General features: G+C 71.5%; 23 protein-coding genes. 4 read left to right on the top strand and 19 right to left on the bottom strand.

Annotated elements, in window-relative coordinates; translation table 11 throughout:
- Window positions 1-80: 80 nt before the first annotated feature.
- Together ACIO6U_RS07740 and ACIO6U_RS07745 are read left to right on the top strand one after the other, a co-directional pair.
- On the top strand, window positions 81-962 hold the full coding sequence (locus ACIO6U_RS07740) for an ATP-binding cassette domain-containing protein (RefSeq protein ID WP_391043145.1): 882 nt from the start codon (window positions 81-83) through the stop codon (window positions 960-962).
- Window positions 962-2,641: a transporter gene (locus ACIO6U_RS07745; RefSeq protein WP_391162455.1), complete on the top strand. Its 1,680-nt coding sequence runs from the start codon at window positions 962-964 to the stop codon at window positions 2,639-2,641. The genes ACIO6U_RS07740 and ACIO6U_RS07745 overlap by 1 nt, the downstream gene beginning before the upstream one ends.
- Here ACIO6U_RS07745 and ACIO6U_RS07750 read toward each other — a convergent pair.
- Window positions 2,580-3,959: an MFS transporter gene (locus tag ACIO6U_RS07750; protein WP_401716495.1), complete on the bottom strand. Its 1,380-nt coding sequence runs from the start codon at window positions 3,957-3,959 to the stop codon at window positions 2,580-2,582. The genes ACIO6U_RS07745 and ACIO6U_RS07750 overlap by 62 nt on opposite strands.
- A gap of 194 nt (window positions 3,960-4,153) precedes the next feature.
- On the opposite strand from ACIO6U_RS07750, the gene ACIO6U_RS07755 reads away from it, so the two are divergent.
- On the top strand, window positions 4,154-4,792 hold the full coding sequence (locus ACIO6U_RS07755; protein WP_401716498.1) for a CGNR zinc finger domain-containing protein: 639 nt from the start codon (window positions 4,154-4,156) through the stop codon (window positions 4,790-4,792).
- 9 nt (window positions 4,793-4,801) lie between these two features.
- Here ACIO6U_RS07755 and ACIO6U_RS07760 read toward each other — a convergent pair whose 3' ends face one another.
- From ACIO6U_RS07760 to ACIO6U_RS07840, 17 genes are all read right to left on the bottom strand, one after another.
- Window positions 4,802-5,407 carry a hypothetical protein gene (locus ACIO6U_RS07760; RefSeq protein ID WP_401716501.1) on the bottom strand — a complete coding sequence of 202 codons (606 nt, stop codon included), beginning with the start codon at window positions 5,405-5,407 and terminating at the stop codon, window positions 4,802-4,804.
- Entirely contained in the window at window positions 5,404-5,949 is a 546-nt protein-coding gene (locus tag ACIO6U_RS07765) for a hypothetical protein (protein ID WP_401716504.1), read from the bottom strand. The genes ACIO6U_RS07760 and ACIO6U_RS07765 overlap by 4 nt, the downstream gene beginning before the upstream one ends.
- A gap of 86 nt (window positions 5,950-6,035) precedes the next feature.
- Entirely contained in the window at window positions 6,036-6,422 is a 387-nt protein-coding gene (locus ACIO6U_RS07770; RefSeq protein ID WP_401716507.1) for a hypothetical protein, read from the bottom strand.
- 55 nt (window positions 6,423-6,477) lie between these two features.
- Window positions 6,478-7,791: a hypothetical protein gene (locus ACIO6U_RS07775; RefSeq protein ID WP_401716510.1), complete on the bottom strand. Its 1,314-nt coding sequence runs from the start codon at window positions 7,789-7,791 to the stop codon at window positions 6,478-6,480.
- Window positions 7,792-7,796: 5 nt separating this feature from the next.
- Window positions 7,797-8,072 (bottom strand): hypothetical protein, encoded by a 276-nt coding sequence (locus tag ACIO6U_RS07780; protein WP_401716513.1) that lies wholly within the window; start codon window positions 8,070-8,072, stop codon window positions 7,797-7,799.
- Between the two features lie 120 nt (window positions 8,073-8,192).
- On the bottom strand, window positions 8,193-9,233 hold the full coding sequence (locus ACIO6U_RS07785) for a hypothetical protein (RefSeq protein WP_401716516.1): 1,041 nt from the start codon (window positions 9,231-9,233) through the stop codon (window positions 8,193-8,195).
- Window positions 9,230-9,895: a hypothetical protein gene (locus tag ACIO6U_RS07790; protein WP_401310072.1), complete on the bottom strand. Its 666-nt coding sequence runs from the start codon at window positions 9,893-9,895 to the stop codon at window positions 9,230-9,232. Before ACIO6U_RS07790 ends, ACIO6U_RS07785 begins: the two co-directional genes overlap by 4 nt.
- A 75-nt stretch (window positions 9,896-9,970) precedes the next feature.
- The gene (locus ACIO6U_RS07795; protein ID WP_401716519.1) at window positions 9,971-13,045 is read right to left on the bottom strand and encodes a BTAD domain-containing putative transcriptional regulator; all 3,075 of its coding nucleotides are present in this window, start codon (window positions 13,043-13,045) and stop codon (window positions 9,971-9,973) included.
- A gap of 147 nt (window positions 13,046-13,192) precedes the next feature.
- Complete coding sequence (locus ACIO6U_RS07800) at window positions 13,193-13,684, bottom strand: pilus assembly protein TadG-related protein (protein ID WP_391043130.1); 492 nt, start codon at window positions 13,682-13,684, stop codon at window positions 13,193-13,195.
- 3 nt (window positions 13,685-13,687) lie between these two features.
- Entirely contained in the window at window positions 13,688-14,131 is a 444-nt protein-coding gene (locus ACIO6U_RS07805) for a TadE/TadG family type IV pilus assembly protein (protein ID WP_401716522.1), read from the bottom strand.
- A gap of 4 nt (window positions 14,132-14,135) precedes the next feature.
- The gene (locus ACIO6U_RS07810) at window positions 14,136-14,654 is read right to left on the bottom strand and encodes a TadE family protein (RefSeq protein ID WP_355337498.1); all 519 of its coding nucleotides are present in this window, start codon (window positions 14,652-14,654) and stop codon (window positions 14,136-14,138) included.
- Between the two features lie 20 nt (window positions 14,655-14,674).
- Entirely contained in the window at window positions 14,675-14,923 is a 249-nt protein-coding gene (locus tag ACIO6U_RS07815) for a hypothetical protein (RefSeq protein ID WP_355337495.1), read from the bottom strand.
- A gap of 100 nt (window positions 14,924-15,023) precedes the next feature.
- On the bottom strand, window positions 15,024-15,935 hold the full coding sequence (locus ACIO6U_RS07820; protein ID WP_391162464.1) for a type II secretion system F family protein: 912 nt from the start codon (window positions 15,933-15,935) through the stop codon (window positions 15,024-15,026).
- The gene (locus ACIO6U_RS07825) at window positions 15,932-17,008 is read right to left on the bottom strand and encodes a type II secretion system F family protein (RefSeq protein WP_401310062.1); all 1,077 of its coding nucleotides are present in this window, start codon (window positions 17,006-17,008) and stop codon (window positions 15,932-15,934) included. The genes ACIO6U_RS07820 and ACIO6U_RS07825 overlap by 4 nt, the downstream gene beginning before the upstream one ends.
- Window positions 17,008-18,315: an ATPase, T2SS/T4P/T4SS family gene (locus ACIO6U_RS07830; protein ID WP_355337486.1), complete on the bottom strand. Its 1,308-nt coding sequence runs from the start codon at window positions 18,313-18,315 to the stop codon at window positions 17,008-17,010. The genes ACIO6U_RS07825 and ACIO6U_RS07830 overlap by 1 nt, the downstream gene beginning before the upstream one ends.
- Window positions 18,312-19,115 carry a hypothetical protein gene (locus tag ACIO6U_RS07835; protein WP_391162466.1) on the bottom strand — a complete coding sequence of 268 codons (804 nt, stop codon included), beginning with the start codon at window positions 19,113-19,115 and terminating at the stop codon, window positions 18,312-18,314. The genes ACIO6U_RS07830 and ACIO6U_RS07835 overlap by 4 nt, the downstream gene beginning before the upstream one ends.
- Window positions 19,116-19,134: 19 nt before the next feature.
- Entirely contained in the window at window positions 19,135-19,800 is a 666-nt protein-coding gene (locus tag ACIO6U_RS07840; protein WP_355337480.1) for a hypothetical protein, read from the bottom strand.
- A gap of 506 nt (window positions 19,801-20,306) precedes the next feature.
- Here ACIO6U_RS07840 and ACIO6U_RS07845 point away from each other — a divergent pair.
- Complete coding sequence (locus ACIO6U_RS07845) at window positions 20,307-24,845, top strand: FtsK/SpoIIIE domain-containing protein (protein ID WP_401716529.1); 4,539 nt, start codon at window positions 20,307-20,309, stop codon at window positions 24,843-24,845.
- A gap of 39 nt (window positions 24,846-24,884) precedes the next feature.
- Here the strand turns inward: ACIO6U_RS07845 and ACIO6U_RS07850 are convergent, their stop codons facing one another.
- Window positions 24,885-25,385, bottom strand: coding sequence for a hypothetical protein (locus ACIO6U_RS07850; RefSeq protein WP_391043120.1), 501 nt, complete (start codon window positions 25,383-25,385; stop codon window positions 24,885-24,887).
- Between the last annotated feature and the right edge of the window lie 172 nt (window positions 25,386-25,557).

A 25,557-nucleotide genomic window follows, 5' to 3' on the forward strand; every position in this document is an offset into this window, starting at 1 on the left:
TTGTCGGACGTAGACCTTCGCGCGTCGTCCGACCAGCGGCGCGCCGGGGGCAGGGGCGCGAGACGGGGAGAGGTGCCGCCATGTCGGAGCCGCAGAGGTCGCAGGGGGAGCAGGAGTCGCAGCGGAAGCTGACGCCGTACCGGCCGGTGCCGTACGGGAGGACCGCCGAGGAGGTGTCCGAGGCGGCCGGAGACACCGATCCGGTCGCTGTGCGTGTGCGCGGGCTGTGGAAGCGGTTCGGTGAGCAAGTGGCCGTGGCCGGGATCGATCTGGAGCTGCCCGCGGGCCGCTTCATCGGCCTGGTGGGGCCGAACGGGGCGGGGAAGACGACCTCGCTCTCCATGATCACCGGCCTGCTGCGGCCGGACGACGGCAGTGTGCGGATCGTGGGCCACGACGTGTGGACGGACCCGGTCGGCGTGAAGTCCAGGATCGGCGTGCTGCCGGAGGGTCTGCGGCTGTTCGAGCGGCTGTCGGGACGTGAACTGCTCGGCTACACGGGCCGGTTGCGCGGTCTGCCGGGCGCCGAGGTCGACAAACGCGCCGGTCAGCTCCTCGACGTCCTGGACCTGTCGGCCGCGCAGAACAAGCTGGTCGTCGACTACTCCACCGGTATGCGGAAGAAGATCGGCCTGGCCGCCGCCCTGCTGCACAATCCCGAAGTCCTCTTCCTCGACGAGCCGTTCGAGGGCGTCGACCCGGTGTCCGCGCAGGTCATCCGCGGTGTGCTGGAGCGCTATACGGAGTCGGGCGGCACGGTCGTCTTCTCCTCGCACGTGATGGAACTGGTGGAGAGCCTGTGCGACTGGGTCGCGGTCATGGCCGCGGGCAAGATCGTGGCGCGCGGCCCGCTCGCGGAGGTGCGCGGCACCGCTCCCTCGCTCCAGGACGCCTTCTTGTCGCTGGTGGGCGCCGACCGGCGCGACGGGCAGGCGCTCGACTGGCTGAGCGGCGGCAAGTGATGACCACCTCGGCCACCGCCCCGCTCGCCGCTCCCGCGCCGCCGCCCCCGCCCGGTCGCGGTTCCTCGCTCACGCCGGTCTTCGTACGGCTCAAGCTCACCCTCTTCCGCAACGGCCTGCGCCGGTCCACCGGCCGCACGGTCGGCTGGTCCCTCGGCGTCGCCTTCGCGATGCTGTACGCGCTCGGCATGGGCGCCGGAATGGTCGCGCTGCGGAACAACCACTACGCACCGTCCGCCGCCGTCACCGTGACCGTCGTCCTGGTCGTGGGCTGGGCGATCATGCCGCTGTTCTTCTTCGGCGGCGACGACACGCTCGACCCGACCCGGCTGGCGATGCTGCCGCTACGGCCGCGCCCGCTGATAACGGCGCTGTTGGTGTCGTCGCTGATCGGCGTCGGTCCGCTCTTCACACTGCTGGTGTCGACCGGTGCGGTCGTCGCGGTCGCGCACGGCGGGGCCGCGTGGGTCGTCGCGGTCGTGGCCGTGGCCCTGACGCTGCTGCTGTGCGTGGCGCTGTCGCGGGCGGTGGCCGCCGCCAACACCCGGCTGCTGACCAGCCGCAAGGGCCGCGACCTGGCCCTGCTCAGCGGTCTGTTCGTGGCGGTGGGTGCCCAGCTCGTCAACCTCGGCGTCAACTCGTTGTCGTCCGACGGCGGTCTGCACCGGGCGACCTCGGTGGCGTCCGTACTGCGCTGGATTCCGCCCGCGCCCGCCGTGGACGCGGTGCGTTCGACGGCGCGCGGGTCGTACGGCCTGGCCGTCGTGCAACTGGCCCTCACCGTCGCCGTGCTGGCGCTGGTCCTGCGCTGGTGGCACGCCAGCCTGCACCGGCTGATGGTCTCGCCCGACGCGTCCACGCTCCAGGCGGCGCCGGAGCGCGAGGGGTCGAAGGCGCGGGGCGGGGCGGCGGCGGGCCCTTCGCTGCCGGCCCGGCTGCTGCCCGGACGGCTGGTGGGCGGCCGGACGGCCACGGTGATGGAGCGGCAGTTCCGGTACCTGTGGCGCGACCCGAGGTCGAAGGCGGCGTGGGCGACCGGGCTGGCCGTCGGGCTGCTGCTGCCGCTGGTCGCGGTGGTGCAGCACGGCACCGTCTACCAGTGCCTGTGGGCGGCGGGGCTGCTCGGCATGCAGATGTACAACCAGTTCGGCATGGACGGCTCCGCCTTCTGGACGGTGTCGGCGACGATCACCACCCGCAGGGACGCGGCGCTCGAACTGCGCGGCCGGGCGCTGACGTTGGCCGCCATCGCCGTGCCGTACGTCACCGTCGTCACCACCGGCGCGGCGCTGCTGCTCCACCGGGTGTCGGCGCTGCCCGAGACGCTGGGGCTGTCCTTCGCCTTCCTGGGCGCGCTCATCGCGACCGGCAGTTACGCGAGCGTCCGCTACCCGTACGCGCTCCCGCAGGACAACCCGTTCGCCAACGCGGCGCCCGGCCAGGGCGGTCTCGTCGCGCTGAACGTCGTCGGCGGCACCTTCAGCGGCGCGGCCCTGTCGCTACCGGTGATCGCGCTGACCCTCGCCCTCCACTTCAACGATCTCCATTCGCTGCTGTGGGTGGTGCTCCCGGTGGGCGCGCTGTACGGGCTCGCGGTCGCGGCGGTCTCGCTGCGGTTCACCGCTCCGCGGCTGCTCGATCGTCTTCCGGAGATCCTGGGGGTGGTGGCGAAGGCGTGACGGACGGGGCCGGTGGCAGGTGGTCGTTGACGGCGGTGCCGTCCTTGCCTGCCCGGCCTGTGCTGCCGTCCTTGCCTGCCCGGACTGTGCTGCTTTTCCTGTCGGCGGTGCCGGCCGTGTCGATGCCGTCCGCTCGGTCGGCGCGGCGCCGCGGGCCGCGCCATTCCGCGATCCAGTAGAGCAGCGCGAGGGCGGGCAGGGCGGCGCCGAGCAGGGCCACCGAGGTCCAGCCACCGGCGTGGTAAGCGTAGGAACCGGCTTGTGAGCCGATCGCGCCGCCGACGAAGAAGGTGGCCATGAAGGCGCTGTTGAGCCGGGACCTGGCCTGGCCGTCGAGCCGGTAGATCACCTGCTGGCCGAGGATCAGGGTGGTCTGCACGGCCATGTCGAGAAGCACCGCGGCGGCGCCGAGCGCGATGACGCTGTGCCGTCCCACCCCGGCGAGGCCGAAGGCCAGGGCCGCGGTGACGAAGGCGACGGCCGTCATCGGCCGGACCAGGCCGCGGTCGGCCCAGCGTCCGGCGAGCGGTGCCACCAGTGCGCCGCCCGCGCCCGCGAGCGCGAAGAGGCCGACCTGCCACTGGCTGTAGTTGAAGGGATCGCTGGTCAGAACGAAGGAGATGGTGGTCCAGAAGACGCTGAAGGCGCCGAACATCGCGGCCTGGTACAGCGCCCTGCGCCGCAGCGCCGGATGGACGCGCAGCAGGCGGGCGGTGGAGCGCAGCAGCAGCCCGTACGACAGCGTGGCGGCGTCGGCTCCGGGAGCGCGGCGCGGCAGGGACCTGCGCAGTACCAGGGTCAGTACGGTCATCAGCCCGGCCGAGGTCAGGTAGACGACCCGCCAACTGGTCGCGTCCGCCAGCAGGCTGCCGAAGGTACGGGACAGCAGGATGCCGGTCAGCAGGCCGCTCATCACCTGCCCGACGACCTTGCCGCGGCTCTCGTCTGGCGCGAGGTCGGCGGCGAAGGGCACGAGGATCTGGGCGACGACGAGCGTCGTGCCGACGATTAGCAGCGCGGCGAGCAGGACGGCGAAGCCCGGTGCGAGACCGGCCAGCACCAGACCGGCGATGGTGAGGGCGAGCAGGACGGTGGCGAGGCGGCGCTTCTCGATGACGTCGCCGAGCGGGACGATGAGCAGCAGGCCGGCGGCGTAACCGAGTTGGGAGACGGTGACGAGGCTGCCCGCGGCGACCGCGCCGATCCCGAACGCCTGGCGCAGCTCGCTGAGCAGCGGCTGCGCGTAGTAGAGGTTGGCGACGGTCAGGCCGCAGGCGACGGCGAGCAGGACGATGAGGCGGCGGGGCGGGCCCGGCACGGGGACCGGTGTGGCGCCGACTGCGTGTCCGGGCCCTGCGGCGGCGGGTCCGGACGCGGGTATGTGCACGGGTTCGGGCCCTGGGGACGGTGCGTCGGACGACGGCTGGGACATCGATACCTCGTCGAAGTGGAAACCGGTTTAACCAGTTCCGAAGGTACCAGTTAAACCGGTTCCCCGGTAGAGTGGCCCGTATGACCGCGAACGGCATCGACGCCTACGCCCCGGCCCTGGACGGCGGCCGTACTCAGCCGCGTTTCCGCGAGGGCGCCGGGCGGCTGTGCCTCGACTACCTGCGGACACTGCGCTACCGGGGCACGCCCGCGGTCACCGAGGAGCTGGCCGATCCGGAGGCGCTGATCGCCTGGGTACGGCAGTGCGGCCCCTGCTCCGACGTACCCGCCACCCCGCCCACACCTGCCCGGCTGCGCGAGGCCCGCGCCTTGCGCGAGGCGGTCCACGCGCTGGTCAGCGCCGCCATGGCCCCCGGCAGGGAACCCGGCGCGGCCCCCGGCTCCGGCCTCGGCGACACCGCCCGCACCCGGCTCAACCGCGCCGCCGCCCACGCCGTCCCCGCCCCCCGCCTCGCCCCCTCCGGCGACCTCCAGTGGCACGCGGACGACCCCCTCGCCGCGACCCTCGCCCTGATCGCCCGCGACGCCCTCGACCTCGCCGCCACTCCCGAACTGCTGCCGCGCCTGCGCCCCTGCGCCTCCCCGACCTGCGGCGCCGTCTTCCTCGACCAGTCCCGTCCGGGGACGCGGCGCTGGTGCTCCATGGACGTGTGCGGCAACCAGGCCAAGAAGACGGCGCTACGGGCGCGGAGCGCGTAGCCGGTGACGTCAGGGGCCGAAGTGCAGGGCCCGCGCGAAGGCGTCGATGTCGTCCATCGCCCGGAGCACCCGCCCCGGATCGGGCGCCGCCGTCATCACCAGCACGTCCGCACCGTGCTCGGGCACGCGCCACGCGTAACGGAGGCCGATGGTGATGCCGTTGTCGTCCGGGTCGACGAAGTAGCGCATCACGCGGATGCCGGTGCCCAAGTGCTCACTGCCGAAGTCCTCGACGATCGGCGGCTCCACGGCGTACTCCGCGTCCGCGTGGGTGAGCTCCCGCAATTCGCCGGGCAGTTCGCCCTCGATGTCGAACTCCGCCCAGTACACGGCCAGCGGATTCCCGCGCGGGCCGTCCAGGTGGAAGTGCAGCCCGTACCCCGGATAGACGCGCGGATACCGCTCCATCCCGTACGTCAGCGCCTCGGCCAACTCCCGTACCTCGCCGGGGCCCGGCGTCAAGGCGCTGTCCTCCCAGTGCGCCTCGGCCATCACCCGCGCGTACGCGGCGGCGTCCGGGAACTCGCCCTCGCTCCCCGGCACCGGCCACTGCGGCGGCACCCACACCCACCGCGAACCGTCCACCCGCCGGGCGTCCAGCCGGCTCCCGCTCACGCGTAGCTCCAACGGAACGTCGTCATCAGCGCGTCGAACAACTCGGCCAGCGCCCTGGTGAATTCGCTGCCCGGATCCCCGTCCCCCACCGTCGAGAACGCCACCGCGAGCCACCGGCCCGCGCCCTGCCTCGGCACGGGGACGATGTAGTCGACATGCCGTGCATACGTCTCCACCGGTTCGCTCTCGCGGAGGGCCGGCGGCTCCACGTACTCCCACCGCACGCCCAACGTCCCCGCGACCTCCCGCACTTCCCCCGGCGCCCCGCCCCGCTCCTCCCCCACCAGCCGCCCCAACACGGCCTCTGCCCCCGTCTCCTCCCCCGCCCACTCCCCCGCCACCTCGGCGACCACGAACGACGCCCCCACCACCAGCCCCGCCCGCGCCTTCACCGGCACATACAGATCCAGCCCACCCCCCGCCCTCGCCTCCCGCGCCATCCCCTCCACCCTCCGGCGCACCTCCGCCCGAAACGCCATCCCCTCATCCCTCGGCACCCCCGCCGGAATCCGCTCGATCCCCCGAAACACCTTCTCGTCCAACGCCGTCGCGGTGCCCGCCCGCAGAGGGATCCGGGCCCAGCCCGGGGGCAGCACGAGGGTGTACCCGACGGGGGTGGTCGCGGCCGTCACCGGGCCGCCTCCGCCGGGGGTTTGCGGCGCAGCCGCACTTTGGCAAGCCAGGCGGTGGCTGGAGCCAGCAAGGGGATGGGCGCGAGGTAGACGATGCCGGTCGAAGCGACCGCCAAGGCGTTCATCAATCCGCCGAGCCCCACGTAAAAGAGCACCCCGGAATCCCAGCCTCGACTACGCTGCAGACCGTGCATACCTAGCCACACCAGGAGCTGTCCTGCGCAGGACAAGCTCAGCATCTCCGCGACGAAGACGGTCCGGCTCGGATCGGTCAGGCGAGCTGTGACGGAAATCAGGCAGAGCCCACCGAACGGCACCACCGCGCCCCACCGGACCAACTTGTCGCTGCGCGCGAGCAAGGAAGCACTCGTCACGTCGCTCACAGAGAACACCCCTGTTCCCGGAGCAAGTCGTGAGCCGCCGTCTGCTGCCGTGCGCTTACCATGTGGTTCCGACCTCCCGCGTGTACCGGTCCTTGAAGTCTCCGTAGGGCCCATACGCAGGTTTCTGCGGAATCGCATCGCTATCGCCCACGATCTTGTCGACACCGTCGGCCGCGGTGGCAGCTCCCCAAGCTCCTTGAAACAGCCGTCGGTGCCGCTCGGCACCCTGGCTCGCCCGCTGCACAGCGCCACTCTCCGGATACGCGGCCCGCATCCGGACCACGTCCTTGTAAAGATTCGCCGTCTCGCGGTCGCCGCCGAGAAGCACCGCTTCGCGCTGGGTGGCCTCGGCCACGGGGGTGGCGGCCTCGCCCGCAGCGGCGGCGCGGCCCGCGCGCTTGGCCGCCGCCTTCGCGATGTTGCGCTCGTGGCGGGCCGTGGCCCGGGCTGCGCTGGTGGTACCGCGACGGTTGACGGTGGCGGAGGTCCGGTCAAGGACCGACCGGGAGGCGCGGGTGGCGGTGGCGGCGGCCCGCTCCTCGGCTGCGGCCTCGGCGGCGAGCTTCGTGGCGATCTGGACGCCTCGGAGATTGTTGAGGGCGATCGTGCCGACGCCCATGGTGAGGAGGCCGAAGATGTCCATGCCAACGTCCAGCCAGGAACAGTCACCGGCGGAGGCGAGCAGCAGGTGCGCGGCGAAAACGCCGATCGCGAGCCACATCGCGAGTGCCGCGACCCAGCCCGCTGGAGTCATCACGATCGCGACCAGGGCAATAGCGGTGGCGACCCAGCTCATCACATCCGCGACAAGCGAAATAGCCCCCTTCACCCCGTCGATCTCGTTCTTGCGCCGCTCCCACCAACTGTCCTTGATCTTGTCGTTGATCTCGTGCCGGATACGCGCCGCGTAGTGCGAGGCCCGCTCGTCGCGGTGGGCCTCGACCCTGGTCAGGGAGCGGCGGTACTTGGCGACCGGGTCGTCGCCCGAGGCAGATTCGGCATCCTCAGGGGGAGCCGCCTCGGCGTCGGAGCGCGCGCCTCGCAGGATGCGGTCGGCGTCGGACTGGATGGCCTCCAATTCGGCGGCCCAGGCGGTGAGATGGCCGTGGACGCGTTCGTAGCGGCCGGCGGTCTCGCGGAGGCGGACTTCCAGTTCGCGGGCTTCGTCGCGCAGTTTGGTGGCGTAGCGGCCCTTGAGGCCGTCGCCGGCGCCGATGACCTTGAGGTCGGCGGCCTCGGCTCTGAGCATGCCCGCGAGGTGCTTCATGTGGGCGACCTCGTCGCGGATGGACTCGGGGTCGCCGGGGGCGGGATCGGTGTCGCTGAGAGGGTGCCAGTCGCGCGGGCGCGGCCTGGTGGTCGTCGCCACGGGGGTCAGCCGCTCTTGGCGAGGTGTTCGTCGGTCTGCTTGAACGTCTCGCGGGCCGCACCGACGAGTCCGCCGACGGACTCGATGCCGCCGACGAGCTTCTTGCGGTACCACGCCCAGTTGTTGACGAACGCGTCCATCGCGCCCGCCACCGCGCCCGACCCCCAGATGTGGTGCAGGTCGTCCCGATGGACCTTGATGCTCTCGAACTCGAAGTGCAGCTTCGTCAACAGCCGCTCCGAGTCGGCGAGCACCTGATCCGTCACCTTGAGGTCCGCCATCCTCGTACCCCGACCACCCTCGTTGTCGCCGTCATATGCCGTTTCCTACGGACTGACAACGACCCCGATCCGCCTCGGGGTTACGGGTGAATCGGATTTGACGCGGCACCGCTCACACGCTCAGCGCACCACCGTCTGGACCTCCTTCGCCACCACCGCGACATCATTGCCCGACAGTCCGTCCGGCAAGCCCGGCTCCGCCACCGGTCCGTTCGGATTCGCCGACGCCGTCCACGTCACCTTCCACGTGATCTCGGCGTGCAGGGTGTACGGGCCCGCTTTGCGGTACGTGACGTTGCAGGCGTCCTTCGACGAGTCCACCTGGTACCCGCCGCCCGCGGCAGGTGTGAGGTCGTATTCACACGTCTGCGGCTCGGCGTGAGGAGTACCCGCGTCGATGCGAAGGGCGCTGGGGACAGCGACAGTTGTGGCAGCGATGGTGAGGCCGAGTGCGTCGAAGCTGGCGGTCACCCAGACACGGTCGGGGAGGGCCCCGGTGAACGACGCGAAGGTGGGGACGTTGACGATTTGGTTGTCGGCGGCCGGGCTCAATCGGACGGGGGGTGTGGGCAGGAGCAGGGCCTTGTAGGCCAGGCCCGACAGCACCTGGGGTGAGAGAGCGAGCATCGGCTTGGGGGCGACGGCGTCGACCCACTGTTGGCCGGGGATCGACGTGCACGCGGCCACCCGGCCGGGCGTCGTGGAACCGGACGTCATCTGGTCGACGTCGTAGGTCCGGAACCACCATGCGCCCTTGGCGTCTTCGTGGAAGTCGGTGCGCTTCTTGACGGTCTCGGCGATCTGGGCGGCGTTGGGACCGATTCCGACGTTCTCAGGGCCGAGCGCCCAGTCCTTGTACTGCTCCGCGTCGTACTTCGGCTGACTCCAGCACAGCGGCGGCGTCCAGTTGCGGTCCACCGCCGACACCGGTACCGAGCGTCCGCTGCCGTTGTGGCGTGTGTCCAGTTGGACGCCCGCGCTGATGGAGCCGTTGTCGGAGGTCGCCTGACGCGTAGGAGGCTTGGGCGGCGGGGAGATGGGGTCGCCGTCTCCCGCGACGGCGGGACTCGCCGCTCCCAGTAACGCGACGCCAAGGAAACCGAGGACGCCGAGGATATTGAGGACGCTCGCGCCGACGACGGCCCGCCGAGGGGCCCTCATTGGCAGGCCGGGGCGGCCGCTTTGCCCTGGAAGGAGTCGAGTTGCCAGACGCCCGCCGCGTTCCTCAGCAAAGTGGCCGTATAGAGGCGGTAGTCGTCGGCGGTCGGCGCGGTGCGCAGGACCTCACCGGTCTTGATGTCCTTCGAGTACGCCTTGGACTGGTCTTCGCAATAGGTCACGACCGCGGTATCGGCCGTCACCGCCGTCACCTTGCGGTCGTAGTAGCGGTAGGTCCCCGTCACCGTACGGCCCTCTTTCTTCCGCTTCGCGATCTGCTCAGCGTAGAACGACCGGGCCTGTCCGGAGAAGTACGCTTTCAGTACGTTCGAGGCCGGATCCAGGTCGACGTAGAGCTTCTGACGCGCCGTCAATGTGTCGGCCTGGCCGTGCAGTACCGCGTCCTTGGCGGCGTCGCCGGTCGCATCGGCGTCGATGACGACCTTGATGTCGGACGGCAGGTGGAAGTCCATGGGCTCCGCCGTCGCGGAGGTGACCGGCGACGCCGTGGCGGACGCGGTCGGCGACGGGGCGGACTGGGACGACGGAGTGTCGGTGATCTTGTCGCTCGCGGAGTCGTCCGAGCCACCGCAGGCCGTGAGGGTGACGAGGGCCGTCACCGTGAGGGTGACGGTCGAGACCGCGGCGGCGAGGGACTTGTTCATCGAAGCTCCGTGAGAGTCCGTGGGGAGAGGGTCGGTTGGTGATACTCCCCCGCCATGATGGTCAGTTCGTGAGGGTCAGTTGGCGATGCTGCCGCGCCAATCGGGGAGCAGTTCGTCCAGGAGGGCTTCGACGCGGGGCGGGAGGCCGCGGCTGGGGCCGCCGAGGGAGTCGCTGCGGGCGATGAGGGAGTTGGCGGCGGCCTGGAGGCGGGCGGGGTCGCCGGTGGCCTGGGTGGCGCGGAGGAGTTCGAGCCAGAGGCGCTCGTCGTTGGGGGAGACGACCAGGGCCGTCTCGATGGCCGCGACGGCCGCCTTCGGCTTGGCCGCGTCGAGGTGGAGGGCGGAGAGCGCGAGGGCGATCTCGGCGACGAGGACGGGGTGTTGGGCGTCGACTATCTCGTGGGAGAGCCAGCCGTAGCGGCCCGCGGTGCGGTCCTGGAGGAGCGGGCCGCGGGCCAGCGAGAGGGCCTGGGTGAGCAGGCGGCGGCGGGCGGTGGGGTCGGAGGCGGCGCTGCCCTCGGTGGCCTCGTGGTGGAGGGTCTGGAGGACGTCCCAGTCGGAGACGACGGAGGACGCGAGGACGATCCGGCCGGTGTCGTCGATGGTGAGCCGGGCGATGCCGCCGGGGTCGGTGCCGAGCCAGTCGCGGAGGCGCTCGACGAGGGCGTCGCGTACGTCCTCGGTGACGCCGCGCGGCCAGAGCGCGGAGGCCAGGACGCGGGGGTGGACGCCTTCGCGGTGCAGGAGGAGCAGGGCCAGGGCCTCGTGGAGGAGCTGGCTGCGCTCGGCGGACGGCTCGTCGACGCCGACGAGTTCGAAGGAGCCGAGCAGGCGCGCGTACACGCCGGGCCGTCCCTGGTCGGAGAGGTCCACCATGAACGGCGGGGCGTCGGGGCCGGATCCGGGGCCGTCCTCGCCGCCCGCCTCGGCGAACAGCCGCAGCACGGCCTGGTACTGATCGGCGGGCAGCACCTGCGCTTCGAGGTCGAGGCCGAGCAGCGGGGCGAGCAGCCGTCCCGCGGAGGTGATCTCCAGCTCCCAGGCGGCGCCCGGCATGTCGGGACGGCTGGAGGCGACGAGGTAGCCGATGCCGAGCCGGCCCGCGTCGGAGGCGAGTTCGGCCAGCCGGTTCGCCTCCTCCTCGGTGGGCTCGGCGGCGAGCAGGACGAGGTGCGGTGCCCATTGGGTGTGCTGGGCGCGGCCGGTGCGCCCGGTGAGGACGCTGTCCTGGCCCGCCGTACGCAGGGCGCCCGCCCGCTGCGCGGTCTCCGCGGACATCGTCTCGATGACCTCGGGCACGTCGGCGAGGTGCCGGACGCGGGCGGGGGCGAGGGCCGTGAGGTCCTCGGCGAAGCCGACGAGGGTGACGGTCATCCGGTCCGACCAGCCGTTGGTGGCCAACTCCGAGGCGACGGAGGCCAGTACGGCCTCGCGGTCGGCGGCGGCTCCGGACAGCGAGACGATGCCGGGCACCGCTTCGAGGTTGAGCAGCAGCCGCGCGCCGTCGAGCGTGCCGAGCGCGACCAGGCCGGGGTACGGGGCCGCCGCGGACACGTCCGCGTCCTCGGTGAGGTCGGCGCGGTCGAGCCGCCAGAAGGTCTGGTCCTGGCCGAGCTGCCAGGGGGCCGGCGGCTGGCCCTCGGGCCAGGCCAGTTGCAGGTGCAGGGCCTCGTCGGTGAGCCACGCGGCGTAGACGGTCGGGAGCTTGAGGCCCTCGGCGTCCAGGCGGCCGGACAGCGCGCGCAGCGCGCGGTCGAGGAAGGCGACGGTGTCCTGGTCGGCGCCCACGCGCAGCGCGTCGGCGGCGTCGGCCTGCGGCCCGGTGGGGGTGCGCGGCGTGCGCAGGCCGCCCGCGGTGACCGACTGCCACAGGGCCGTACGCCGGCGGCGGCCGAGCGCGGCGAGCAGGCCCGCGGCCAGCAGCGGGGCGGCGATCAGCGCTTCGGACAGGTCGAAGCCGTGCGAGTGGGAGGAGGAGTTCGCGGTGAAGGCGGCGGTGGGCCCGTGCTCGGGTGCCGTCTCGGCGTGGGCCGGGGTGGTGACGGCCGCGTGGCGACCGCCGGACCCGCCCGTACCGCCCGTACCCGTACCGGCCGTGCCCGTACCGCCGGGGCCGGTCTCGGCGGACGCGCTGTCGGTGGAGCCGGAACCGCCCGATCCGCCGCCCTGGGCGCCGGTCCCGCCGCCGCCCTGCTCGGCCGCCGCGTGCTGGGCGGAGGCGTGCGCGCCCTCGGCCGTGGTGTCCTTGGCGCCGCCGTGCTCGGCGTAATGCTGCACGTCGGGCGCGACATGCGTGGCCGCGACGGGCATCTCCACGAGGTCGCCGCCGTGCGCGTCGGAGGGCATCTCCATCACCCAGCCGGGCCGGATGAGGCTGGCCTGCGACAGCTTGGAGCCGTCCGGCTGCACGCGGTCCTTGTTGAGCTGGTAGATCTCGTTGTACCTGCGGCCGTCGCCGAGGTGGCGCTGCGCGATCTCCCACAGCGAGTCGTGGTGCCGGCCCTCGGGCGGCTGGATCCGGTAGAACTTGGTGTCCTTGTGCGCCGACTGACCCGCGCTCTGGTGCGATCCCGCCGCGTGCTGGGCGGCCTGCTGATGCGGTACGGCGGCGCTGACGGTACGTGCCTGGTGCTGCTGGCCGGGGGTCTGCTGCGCGGTGGCGGCCACGCCCGGCCGCGCCTGGCTCTCGTGCTGGTTGCCCTGGCCGAGCTGGGACAGACCGGGGACGAGGCCCGCGGTGCTCACGCCGACGAGCAGCAGCGCCGCGATCAACTGCCGTGCCAGCAACTGGCTCGGGCCCGCGCCCGGCACCCGGCTCGGCATGCCCACGCCGGAGACCGCCGCCTTGGTCTCGACCAGCACGCACGCCGTGAACTGCGCCCAGGCCAGCCAGACGATCACGGCCAGCGTGTTGACGAACGTCTCGCTGGTGATGGGCTGTTGCACCAGGTCGGAGTCGAAGTGGTGCGGGAACGGCGACCCGATGAAGTACAGGAGCGCGCCCGGCACACCCACCACGAGCACGGCGAGCGCCAGGAACGCGCCGAGCGCGCGCACGAAGTCGCCAAACGTACGGTGCCTGCGCGGCGGGCGCGCCGCCGCCCCACCCTGCTGCGTACGGTTACGTCCCGTGGCGGTCGTGCGTGCCATGGCTGCTTCCTCTGCCTTCGGTTGGAGCGGCTGGTGCTTCGGCTGAACGGCTGGTGCTGTACGACTGGTGCTATACGGGTGGTGCTGTACGGCTGGTGCTGTACGGCTGGTGCTGTACGACTGCTGCTAAGGGCTGCTTGTCACGGACTAGTTGGCCGGTCCCGTGACGGACTCGGCCGCCGCCGTACCGTGGACGACGATGTTGTGGTCGTAGAAGAAACCGGTGAGCATCGGCTCATACGTGAGCTGGACGGTCACCTCCACCCGGTTGGGCAGGGCGGAGGTGCAGTAGGAGGCCATGACGTCGGCCGGGCTCAGCCCCGACTGCTCGGCGAAATTCCTGACCCTGCCGGTGCAGGCCCCGGTGTTGATCACGGGCTGGGTGCCCGCGGGAGCGTTGCGCAGCGCCTCGACGTCGATGTCCTGGGCCGCGTAACGGGCCGCCTGCTCGGCTATGTCGGCGGCGCGCTCGCGCTTGGAGATCGACAGTCCGCCGTCGACGACGAAGGCGGCGAGCGCCATGAACACCACGGCGAAGATGAGCATCGCGGCGGTGCCGGAGCCGCGGTCGGGGCGGCGTACCACCCTCCGCGCCACCCTTCCTACGAGGCGCCGTACGACGTGCCGTGTCGCGTGCATCGGTCACTCCGCCCGTCGGTACGGGTCGAGCGGTGAGGCCGCCGTCGACGTGATCGTCTTGTTGATCTTGAGGCCGAGCGAGGCGAGGCCGCGGATGGTGCAGCTCACCTCGACCCTGAAAAGGGTGTCGGCCTCGAAGCCCTCGCTGGTCTTCTTCACCGACAAGGTGCCGGCCACGCAGGTGTCGCCGAGGTCCGCCCGGGCCGCCGCGATCGCCTCGGACATGGCGACGCCCTGACTGCGCTGGATCGACCCCGCACGGGCGGCGTCCCTGGCGGCGCCGTCCACCGCGCCCCGGCCGTCGACGAGTTGGCCGAAGGCGACCAGGATCAGGATGAACAGGATCATGATCGGGGCGAGGATCACCACCTCGATGGTGGACAGCCCCCGGTCGGCCCGCTCCCCCACCCGTCTGATGCGCAGTGCGGTTCGCAGTCGGGTACGCATCGGATCAGCCCCCGTTGTCCGGTACGAAGCGCTCCACCGGCCCCTGGGAACTCTCGTTCACCTTGAAGTGGAAGCCGGGGAAGATGGTCGGTACGTCGGCCGTGACGCGCACGCCGACCGTGGCCGCGTCCGGCTGCAAGGACGTCACCTTGCGGCCGTCCAGCAGATTCGGTCCGAGCTGGTCGATACGGTCCTCGGCCGCGCTGGTCGCCTTGCCCGACCAGCCGCCGGGATCGGCGTCGGCCTCCGCCCGCGCCTTGCGGGCACCGGCGTGCGCGGCCGCCTGCGCGACATGGTCGGCGAAGGAGTACAGACCGAACTGCACCGTCGCGAAGATCATGAAGAACAGGACCGGGGTGAGGAAGACGAACTCGATCGCGGTCATCCCGCGGTCATCGCCGGTAGGCGCCCCCGCGCCGCTTACCGCTCTCGTGCTCGTACGGCTGCCCACGCCGCTGTCGCCGCGGGCGGCGTCCAGCCTGCGGCGTACGGCGTGGTGCAGCGCGTCGATTCGTCGTTCCATCACGGATATCGGTCCCGGCCTCAGCAGGTCTTGCTGTCCGTGGTGTTCGAGATGCAGTTGCCGACGTCCGAAGCCTTGCCCTTGAGGGCGCCGTTGATGATGACGGCGACCACGCCGACGACGGTGACGACCACCGCGGAGATGATCACCCACTCGACGGCGGAGGCACCGCGGGACAGGCCCTCGGAACGGGCGCGCTCGACGCGCCCCTTGAGGAAGGTGAGAAGGAAGTCGACAGCCGGATGGCTGACCTTGGGCAAGCGGTTCATGGTTCAAGTCCTCTCGACTCGACGCTCGGCGTTTCGATGACAGTGGTGCTCAGGAGGGACGGTGACGATCGGAGACAGTGGTGCTCAGAGACGTTGGTGGTCAGACCTGGAACACGCGCATCGCGGCGGGAAAGATCAGGAAGACCAGGAAGCCCGCGCACAGCAGGAGTTGCGCGACGAGCATGGACTGGGACTTCTCGCCCGCGGATCCCTCGATCTCGGCGAGTTCCCGGTGCCGCATCGTCTCGGCGCGCGAGGCGAGCGACTCGCGGACCTTCGCGCCGTCGTCGGCCACCAGGCCGAGTGTGACGGACAGGTCCCTCAACTCCTCGACGCCCAGCTCGTCGCCGAGTCTGCCGAGGGCCACCCACTGGCTGGTGCCGGTGATCCGGGCATCGGCCAGGCAGTTGCGGATACGGGTCAGGGCCCAGCCGTCGCTGATCTCGGCGGCGGCCATCAGGGCCTCGGGCAGACCGCGGCCGCCCGCGAGGTTCATCGACACCAGGTCGAGGTAGGCGCCGATGACCCGGCGCAGGTCCTTGCGCTTGTCGGCGGCGTCGCGGCGTACTTCGAAGTCCGGCAGGAGGAAGAAGACGCCGCCGCAGATCAGGGCCATCCAGACCGGGATCACGGGGTTGCTGCCCATGCCGAGCTGCCAGATCACGGCGAAGAGGAACGGCCCGAAGATCACACCGGCCGCGGCCAGGATGATCTTCGTGGCCAGGAAGTTCTCCCAGCTCCGGTCGAGCACGGCGAGGTCGGCGCGGAGCGAGCGCTGCTCCCAGCCCTGCTGGAGGTAGAAGGTGGCGACCCGCTGGCCCACGCGGCCCTTGAAGTCGGTCGGTGCGGAGTGCGCCGGTCCGCTGCTGACCGGGCCCGCGGCGCGCATCGCGTCGATCTGCGCCACCGTGTGCACGGCGCTGCGCTTGCCGGGCATGAGCGCCCGGATGAGGACGAAGACGCCGAGGCCGACGGCCGCGCCGACCAGGCAGGTGAAGAGGATGTTGTTCATCGTGCCGCCCCCTGACCCGGGATGGCCTGGCCCGGTACGCCGCCGTGGCCGGGCACACCGCCGCGGCCCGGTGCCGTCGCGTGGCCGGGTGCGGCGTGCCCCGGCGCTCCGTGACCCGGCAGCGGCTGGCCGGGTGTCGCCTGTGCGTGGGCGCCGTGGCCGGGCGGCACTCCGATGCGATCGGCGGCCGAGATGCGCTCCGGCTCATGGACCAGGAACCGGTCCGGCGTCTCGATGTTCGACAGCTTCCGCAGCCACCAGAATCCGGCCGCGAACAGCGCGCACACCAAGGTGAGTACGGCCTGGCCGATCGCCGTGCCGTACGGCTCGACGAAGCTGCGGTTGAAGATGGCCAGACCCAGCACGAAGGCCACGGACACCACGACGACGATCTGCACACTGCGCCGGGTGCTCGCGCGCTGCGCCATCACGCGCTGCCGCATGTCCACTTCCTCGCGGGCCGACTTGGCGAGCGCGCCGAGCACTTCGCGCAGACCGGGTCCGCGCAGGCGGGCGTTGAGGATGAGCGCGGCGATGATGATGTCGGCCGACGCGTCGTTGATCTCGTCGGCGAGGTGCTGGAGCGCTTCCGGCAGCGGGGTACGCGACCTGAGGCGGTCGACGAGCGACGACAGGTGGCCGCGCAGTGCGGGTGCGGCGGCGCGGGCCGAGGCGGGTATGGCCTGTTCGAGGCCGACGGCGCCCGCGATGGTGTCGCGCAGCGACTCGGTCCAGGCCGCCAGCGCCTCGACGCGCTTCATCGCGGCGCGTTCCTCCGCCGCGCCGCCGAAGAGCTTGTCCCAGGTGAAGACCAGCACGGCGGTGGAGACACCGAGGACGGCCCAGCGGGTCAGGCCGAGGACGACGAGTCCCGCGACGATGGCGAGCGAGCCGCGCTGCGACAGGAAGCGCATGAACTCCGCCGCTTTGTCGCCGGACGACTCACCCGGCGCTGTCGCACCGGGCTTGGGCGCCCAGCCGCGCATCGCGAGGACGAACAGCGCGATACCGCCGCCGACGGCGGCTCCGGCGAGCAGTCCGTAGAGCACGGACAGGGAGAAGATCCCGGTCATTACCGCCACACCCCCGTGGGCTGGTAGCCGTTGGCGAGGAGTTCCTCGAGGCAGGAGATCGGGGCGTGCGGCAGTGCCACGCCCTCCCGCCCCTCGGCGAACACCTCGCTGGACAGTACGCGGCCGTCCACGCCGTTCACCTCACGGACGGAGGTGACCATACGGCGCAGGGTGCCGCCGCGCTGGAAGTCGTTGCGTCGCTGCACGAAGACGACGAAGTCGATGGCGCCCGCCACCAGCATCTGCGACGCCTCGACCGGCAGCCGCTCGCGTGCCTGGAGTGCGTAGGTGGAGATGCGGTTGAAGACCTCGGCCGAGCTGTTGGCGTGAATGGTGGACAGGGAGCCGTCGTTGCCCTGTGACATCGCGTTGAGCATGGTGACGATCTCGTCGCCGAGCACCTCACCGACGATGACGCGCGAGGGGTTCATGCGCAGCGAGCGGCGGACCAGCTCGGCCATCGAAATGGCGCCCTGGCCTTCGGAGTTGGGCAGCCGCTCCTCGAACGCCACGACGTTGGGGTGGATCTCGGGGAACTGGTCGAGGCCGAGTTCCAGCGCGCGCTCGACGGTGATCAGGCGCTCGTGCGGCGGGATGACGTTGGCCAGCGCGCGCAGCAGCGTCGTCTTTCCGGCGTTGGTGGCGCCGGCGATCATCACGTTCTTACGGGCGAGGACGGCGGCCGACAGGAAGGAGCCCAACTCCGGGGTGAGCGTGTAGTTGCCGACCAGGTCGGAGAGGAAGACCTTGCCGAGGCGGGCGCGGCGGATGGACAGCGCGGGGCGGCGCGTGACGTCCATGACGGCGGAGAGCCGGGAGCCGTCCGGGAGCCGCAGGTCGAGTTGCGGGTTCGCGGAGTCGAAGGGGCGCGAGGACAGGCCGGAGTACGCGCCGAGCACCTGGATCAGCTCGATGAGTTCCTCGTCGGACTCGGCGACCGGCTCGACCTGGAGCTCGCGGCCGTCGGAGTAGCCGACGAAGACCTGGTCGCAGCCGTTGATGTCGATGTTCTCGACCTCGGTGTCGTCGAGCAGCGGCTGGAGCCTGCCGACGCCGAAGAGCGCGGCGTGCACGGCTGCCGCGTACGCCTCCTCGGCCTGCGCGTCGGGCGGGGTGCGGCCGAGGTTGATCTCGGCGCGGGCGTAGTCCTCCAGGATTTGCGCGATGATCGCCCGCGCGAACTGCCGCTCGTCCTCGGGTGACATGGCGGGTTCGCCGGTCACCTGGTCCAGTCGGCGCTGTTCCGAGATGCGGTCGCCCGCCTCCTGCCGGAACCGCTTGACCAACTGGTGGTCGACGGTGCTCATCGGAGCACTCCGTACCGGTGCGGTACGTCGGCGGTGATCTGCCGGGCCGAGCGGATCAGCAGGGACTTGTCCAGGCGGCCCCGACGGCGGCCGTTGAGGGTGTCGGCGCCCGCCGTGTCGTGGGCGAGGGTGCCGACGACCCGTGCGGAGATCTGCGAGGCCACCAGCATCTCGTTGACCTGGCTGGCCTGCCGGGCGCTGTGGCTGGGGTCGGTGATGAGCACGATGCCGATCGGCGGGTGGCCGAGCGCGGCGGCGGCGCCGCGCTGCGAGCCGTGCAGTTTGGCCGACAGCGCACCGGCCCTGTCCCGTACCCGCGCGAGGTGTTCGGGTTCGGTGCGGGCCACCAGGAGGACGAGGGCGGCGTGCGAGAAGAGGTCGAGGGTGGGCGAGTCGGCGCCGATCCGGCCGCAGTCGGCGATCACGTCGGCGGCGCCGTTGGGCGACTCGGCGAGCGTGGCGAACGCCTGGCCGAGCATCGGCCACAGTCCGGACAGACCGGCGGCCTGTTCGGCGCTGCCGATGCCGACGAGGACGTCGAGTCCGCCGGCCAGCGGCTGAGCGTGGTCCCACAACTGCTCGGCGGCCAGGCCGCGTCGGGCGGTGGCGGCCAGCGAGAGCAGGCCGGTGTTGGGGTCGAGCATGCCGCCGTGCGCGGCGGGTGAGCGGTAGACGAGGTCGCCGCCCGCCGGGTCGGCCTCCGCCAGCAGGACACGGCGCGGCCAGACGGCGGCGAGCGCGACGGCGCTGGTGGTGACGCCCGGTGAGCCCTTGTCCGCGGCGATTGCGATCAGTGCCATGACGTATTCGCCCGCTCGCTCAGTTCTTGCTGTCGGGCATGAGCACGAGCGCCACTTCGTTCGCCGCGGCGGCGAGGGTGAGTTTGCCCGCGACGGAGGAGTCCGCGATCACGGTGACCAGGGTGTCGCCGCCACCGAGCCCGGAGGAGTCGGACTTCACGGACTTGATGATCAGGCTGTCGCTGATCAGCGTGTTGGCGCTCGCTCCGCCGCTGTCGCCCGAGGAGCCGTTCTGCCCCTTGGCCGCGTCGTTCCCCACCAGATACGCGGCGACGGTGTGGCCGTTGGCGAGACCGTCGGGGAACACGCCCTGCTTGAGGGAGAGTCCGACCAGCGACTTCCCGGCCGGGAGGGCGCTGCTGTTCGTCACCATCTCCTTGACCAGGACGGAGCCTTTGACGATGTTCGTGGACGCCCGGTAGTTCTTCTCCAGGTCGCCGCGCTGCTTCCACAGCACGAAGTTGACCCCGGAGTCGTCGGAGACCATGACCTCGCGGAGCGCGGAGGCGGGAATCCGGTCCCCGACCGGGATGTCCTGGTCGATCTTCACGACCGAGATCTTGTTCCCCGCGCGCATGACCATCACGGTGGCGCCGAGCGCGCCGACGAGAATGAGCAGCACGGCCAGTGCGGCCAACGCGGGTTTGCGCTCCCGCGACACTGTCGGCAGCCGCTCTCCGCCCATCGGCGCCCCATGCATGGGCGCGGATCCGGACTGACGGCTGTTACTGCCGCCGCCCGCAGCGGAACGTTCTCTGGTCCTCACGTCACTGCCCCCGTCGAGCCGGCGTGCTTCTTCGAAATCGGTTGCGTGGGGAGAGACTGCCGCGCTCCTGTCCGGCGACAGCCCGCAGGCCGATGTCAAGTCACCGCACGCTATCAGCGCCTTACAAACACCCTCAAGGCGCATCCCGTGACAAGCGACTCACAGCCTTGCAACAGAACGGAACGGCTTCCGTGACATGCCCACGCTCGGGCCGCACGCTACCCCACCCGCCCCGTCCACCCCTCTTCCCTCCGGCCTGAGGACCACTGTCCCACCCGCGACGGGGGCCGTGTCCAGCCCTGTTCCCGGCCTGTGGATAAACCGGTGCAGGTTATCCACAGGCCGGGCACCTGAGGTCCCACGACCGGCCTCCAGCGGATATCGTCCTGAGAAACCAAGTCGAATCCGGGGGAACGAGGAACGTCGTGCGTCTGTCGTTGACCGTGGTCGACCCGCTCGGCGGGGACCGCGCCGATGTTGTGGTGGAGACCGAGTCCGCGTCGACCGTCGCGGATGTCGCGCGCGAGCTCGGACGGAAAGTCGGCGCAGGCGGCGCGGAGATCATCTCGATCTCCGGCGGCCCCTCGCGCGCGCCCGGCTCGCCCGCGGTGTACGTGGACGGGTACGCGGTGGACCCGAGTTGGTCGGTGGCCCAGTCACCGCTGCGCGAGGGCGCGGTGGTCAGCCTCTACGACCCGGCGGGCTGCCTGCCGGGCGAGCCCGCCGGTGTGGTCGAACTGCGGGTCGCGGGCGGCCCGGACGCGGGCGCGGTCCACCGTCTGGGCATCGGCAAGGTGGAGATCGGGCGCGGTGCCTCGTCCCGCATCCGCATCGACGACTCGGAGTTGGCGGAGCGCGCCGCGGTGCTGACCGTGGGCATGGGCGGCACGTGCCAGGTCACGGTCGGCGGCGACACGAAGGAATGGCCGCTCGGCGACCAGCTCTCCCTCGGCAACAGCCTTCTGGAGCTTGGCCCCTATATCCCGCCGAACGCGGCGCTGCATCCCGGCGAGGACGGGGCGACCTACGACTACAACCGTCCGCCGCGGCTGTCACCGCCCGAGCGGACCACCGTCTTCCGGCTGCCGACCCCGCCGAAAGAGCCGGCCGGACGGCCGCTGCCGTGGCTGATGGCGGTCATGCCGCTGCTCATGGCCGTGATGATGGCCTTCATGATGCACCGCATGATGTACCTGTTCATGGCGGTCGTCAGCCCGATGGTCATGGTCGGCAACCACTTCATGGACAAGAAGAACGGCCGTAAGTCGTACGCGAAGACGGTCACCGAGTTCCGCGAGCGCAAAGAACGCATCGAGCAGGACGCCAACAAGGCGCTCGACCTCGAACGCAAGGACCGGGCCGCGGCCTCGCCCGACCCGGCAACCGTGCTCAACACCGCGACGGGGCCGCGCACCCGGCTGTGGGAGCGGCGGCGCGGCGACGCCGACCACCTGCTGATCAGGGTCGGCACGGCGAAGCTGCCGTCCGAGGTGATCCTGGACGACCCGGAGCAGGAGGAGCACCGCCGCAAGGTCAACTGGGAGATCGACGACGCCCCGGTCGCGGTGGAGTTGCGCAGGCTCGGCGTGATCGGTTTCGCGGCGCCCGGCGACGACGCGCGGGCGATGGGCCGTTGGGCGGTGGCGCAGATGGCGACGCTGAGCAGCCCGATGGATGTGCAGTTCTATGTGCTCACCGAGCAGTCGGGGCAGCAGAGTTGGGACTGGGTGCGGTGGCTGCCGCACTCGCGGCCGACCGACGGGCAGGACGCCAGCGCGCTGCTGGGCACGGACGCCGAGACGGTCGCGGCGCGGGTCGCGGAGCTGACCTCCATTCTGGACGGACGGCAGAAGGCGAAGCAGAAGGCGGGCAGCGCGGCCAATCACGCGGCCTTCTTCAAGGACCCGGACATCGTGGTGATCCTCGACGGGTCGCGGCGGATGCGGTCGCTGCCCGGCGTGGTGCAACTGCTGCGCGAGGGCCCCGGTGTCGGGATGTTCGCCATCTGTCTGGACTCCGAGGAGCGCTTCCTGCCCGGCGAGTGCCAGGCCGTGGTGATTGCGGAGTTCGAGGCGCCCGCCGTGGACGCGACCGTCGCTTCCGTTCCGGAGACCGCCGCGGCGGCCGCGCCCCGGCAGGGCGGCTTCCCCTCGGTGAACGCCTGGTACGCGGGCGCGCAGCAGGCCCAGGCGGTGGCGGCGGAACCAGCCTCCGGCGCCTTCCGGTTGCGCGTCGAGCAGGCGGGGGTGGCACGCATCCGCAAGGTGCGGCCCGACCTCGTCTCGCCCGCCTGGTGCTCCCGGCTGGCCCGCTGCCTGTCGCCGATCCGGGACATCAGCGGTGACGCCGAGGACTCCGCGATCCCGTCCGCCAGCCGCCTGCTGGACGTCCTGGAGATCGAGCCGCCGACGGCCGACGCCATCGCCTCGCGCTGGCGGCTGAGCCCGATCTCCACCCAGGCGGTGGTCGGCGAGTCCTACGACGGTCCGTTCGCTATCGACATCCGCAAGGACGGGCCGCACGGCCTGATCGCGGGTACGACCGGTTCGGGTAAGTCGGAGCTGCTGCAGACCATCGTGGCCTCGCTCGCGGTGGCGAACACCCCCGAGGCGATGACGTTCGTGCTCATCGACTACAAGGGCGGCTCGGCGTTCAAGGACTGTGTGCAACTCCCGCACACCGTCGGCATGGTGACCGACCTCGACGCCCACCTGGTGGAGCGCGCGCTGGAGTCGCTCGGCGCGGAGCTGAAGCGGCGCGAGCACATCCTGGCCGAGGCCGGGGCCAAGGACATCGAGGACTACACCGACCTGATGCGGCGCCAGCCCGAGCTGAAGCCGATGCCGCGGCTGCTGATCGTGATCGACGAGTTCGCCTCGATGGTCCGTGAGCTGCCCGACTTCGTCACCGGTCTGGTCAACATCGCCCAGCGAGGCCGTTCGCTGGGCATCCACCTCATCCTCGCCACGCAGCGGCCGAGCGGTGTCGTCTCGCCGGAGATCCGGGCCAACACCAACCTGCGGATAGCGCTGCGCGTCACCGACGGCAGCGAGTCCTCCGACGTCATCGACGCCCCGGACGCGGGCAACATCTCCAAGTCCACTCCGGGCCGCGCCTATGTGCGGCTCGGCGCGACCTCGCTGGTCCCCTTCCAGTCCGGCCGGGTCGGCGGACGGCGGCCGGGCGCGGTCGAGAACGTGACGGTGGCGCCCTGGGTGGGCATCGTCGACTGGTCGCAGCTCGGCCGTTCGGCCCCCCGCCGCCCCGCGGGCGCCAAGGGCGAGGAGGACGAGATCACCGACCTGAAGGTGCTCGTCGAGGCGATCTGCGAGGCCAACGAGCGGATGGCGATCCCGCCGCAGCACAGCCCGTGGCTGCCCGCGCTGCCCGACAGTCTGCTGCTGGACGAGCTGCCGACGCCGGTCGCCGCGGGGGCGCTGCCGCCCGCCGCGTACGGCATCGAGGACCTGCCCGCGCTCCAGGCCCGGCGCCCGGTGGCCATCGACTTCCACACCTTCGGCCACCTGTTGGCGGCGGGCGCCCCGCGCTCCGGCCGCTCCCAACTCCTGCGGACGATCGCGGGCTCGCTGGCCCGTACGCACTCCACCGCGGATCTGCACCTGTACGGCATCGACTGCGGCAACGGCGCGCTGAACGCGCTGACGAAGCTTCCGCACTGCGGCGCGGTCGTGGGCCGTGCGCAGTCGGAGCGGGCGATCCGGCTGATCGGGCGACTCAAGGCGGAGATGACGCGCCGTCAGGAGCTGCTGGCCGGTGACGGGTTCGCGGACATCGGTGAGCAGCGCGCGGCGGTGACCACCGAGGAGGAGCGGCTGCCGCACATCGTGATCCTGCTCGACCGCTGGGAGGGCTGGACGCCCTCGCTCGGCGAGCTGGACCACGGAGCGCTCAGCGACGAGCTGTTCATGTTCCTGCGGGAGGGCGCCTCGGTCGGCATCCACCTGATCATCACCGGTGACCGCACGCTGATGGCGGGCCGGATCTCCACGCTCACCGAGGACAAGATCGCCTTCCGGCTCGCGGACCGCTCGGACTTCTCGCTGATCTCGGTCAATCCGCGCAAGGTGCCGGACGAGATCCAGCCGGGCCGCGCGTACCGGGCGGAGTCCGGCATCGAGACGCAGGTCGCGCTGCTCACCGACGACTCCACCGGTCAGGGCCAGGCCGCGGCGCTGGCCGCGATCGGCGCCGCCGCCACCGAGCGGGACGCGGCACTGCCCAGGGCGCGGCGACCGTTCCGGGTGGACGTGCTGCCCTCGCGGCTGTCGTTCGCCGACGCGTGGGAGATGCGCGACACCGACGCGGCGCGCAATCCGCTGTGGGCGCTCGTCGGCGTCGGCGGCGACGAACTCACCGGCTACGGGCCGAACCTGTCCGACGGCCTGCCCGCGTTCGTCATCGGCGGCCCCGGCAAGTCGGGCCGCTCGACGCTGCTGCTCACCCTCGCGCGCAGCTACCAGCAGCAGGGCGTGAAGCTGGTCGTCGCGGCTCCCCGCCCGTCGCCGCTGCGCGAACTGGCGCGCGGCGAAGGGGTGTTGCGGATGTACACCGACAGCGACATACCCGCCGACGACCTGGGCAAGGCGCTGGAGGAGGCCGAGGGCGGCCCGGTGGTCGTCATGGCCGACGACGCGGAGCTGCTGCGCGACTGCGACGCCAAGGATGTGCTGAAGGAGATCATCGCCCGCGGTTCCGACCACGGCCGGGCCGTGGTCATCGCGGGCGGCGAGGAGGATATCTGCTCGGGCTTCTCCGGCTGGCAGGTCGACGCCAAGAAGGCGCGGCGCGGTGTGCTGCTCTCGCCGCAGCAGACCATGAGCGGTGAACTGATCGGTACTCGGCTGAGCCGCAGCAGCGTCGGCGGGCAGGTCACGCCGGGCCGGGCTCTACTGCACCTCGGCGACGGTGAGCCGCTGACGGTGACGGTGCCGCTGACCACCTGAGCGACCGCCGTGGGGACCGGCGGCCTGACGGGCCGCCGGTCAGCTGCTCGGCAGTCCCGTGCGGGAGAAGGTGTCGGTCGGGCCACCGGTCCAGCGCACGGTGAGGGTCTTGCCGTCACCGGTCAGTTCGCCGCGGCCGGAGGTGCGTTCCTTGTCGCCGTCCATGCAGGTCAGCGTCAGGCCGAGGCCGTCGCGGTCGGTGTAGGTGCCGCCGCACAGGTGGCTGCTGGTCAGCCCGGCCTTGCCCTTGCCGAGGACGAGTTGGACCTTCGTCGAGCCCTGCGTCGCCAGCCAGACGCCCTCGACGCCCTGCGTCGAGTCGCCGCCGACGACGGAGGAGGCGGTGGGACTGCCCGACGCGCCCGGCTCGGCCGACATGCTCGCCGCCGTGCCCGGAGTGCCGGTCGCGGACGCGCTCGCGCTCGCGGGCGGCGCCTTCTTCGCCTCGTTCCCGCCGCCACTGCCGCACCCGCTCACAGCGAGTGCGGTGACGACCGCCACCGCGGCGATTCCCGCTCCCGTGGACGTACGACGAAGCACCTGAACTCCCCCATGTCGCTGTCTGGACCCGGCGTCGGCAAGCTACCAGCAGGTCCCCGAAGCAGGCGTGGGTGAATCGGCGCACACACGCGACTGCCACAGGACCGTGACCAGTGGGCCATCGACGGCCCGCATACGCCTAATAGAGTAGGGGCCCTGAGATCCGCACGCG

The organism is Streptomyces sp. NPDC087422 (genome assembly GCF_044744145.1).
In the GTDB taxonomy this organism is placed as follows: Bacteria; Actinomycetota; Actinomycetes; order Streptomycetales; family Streptomycetaceae; genus Actinacidiphila.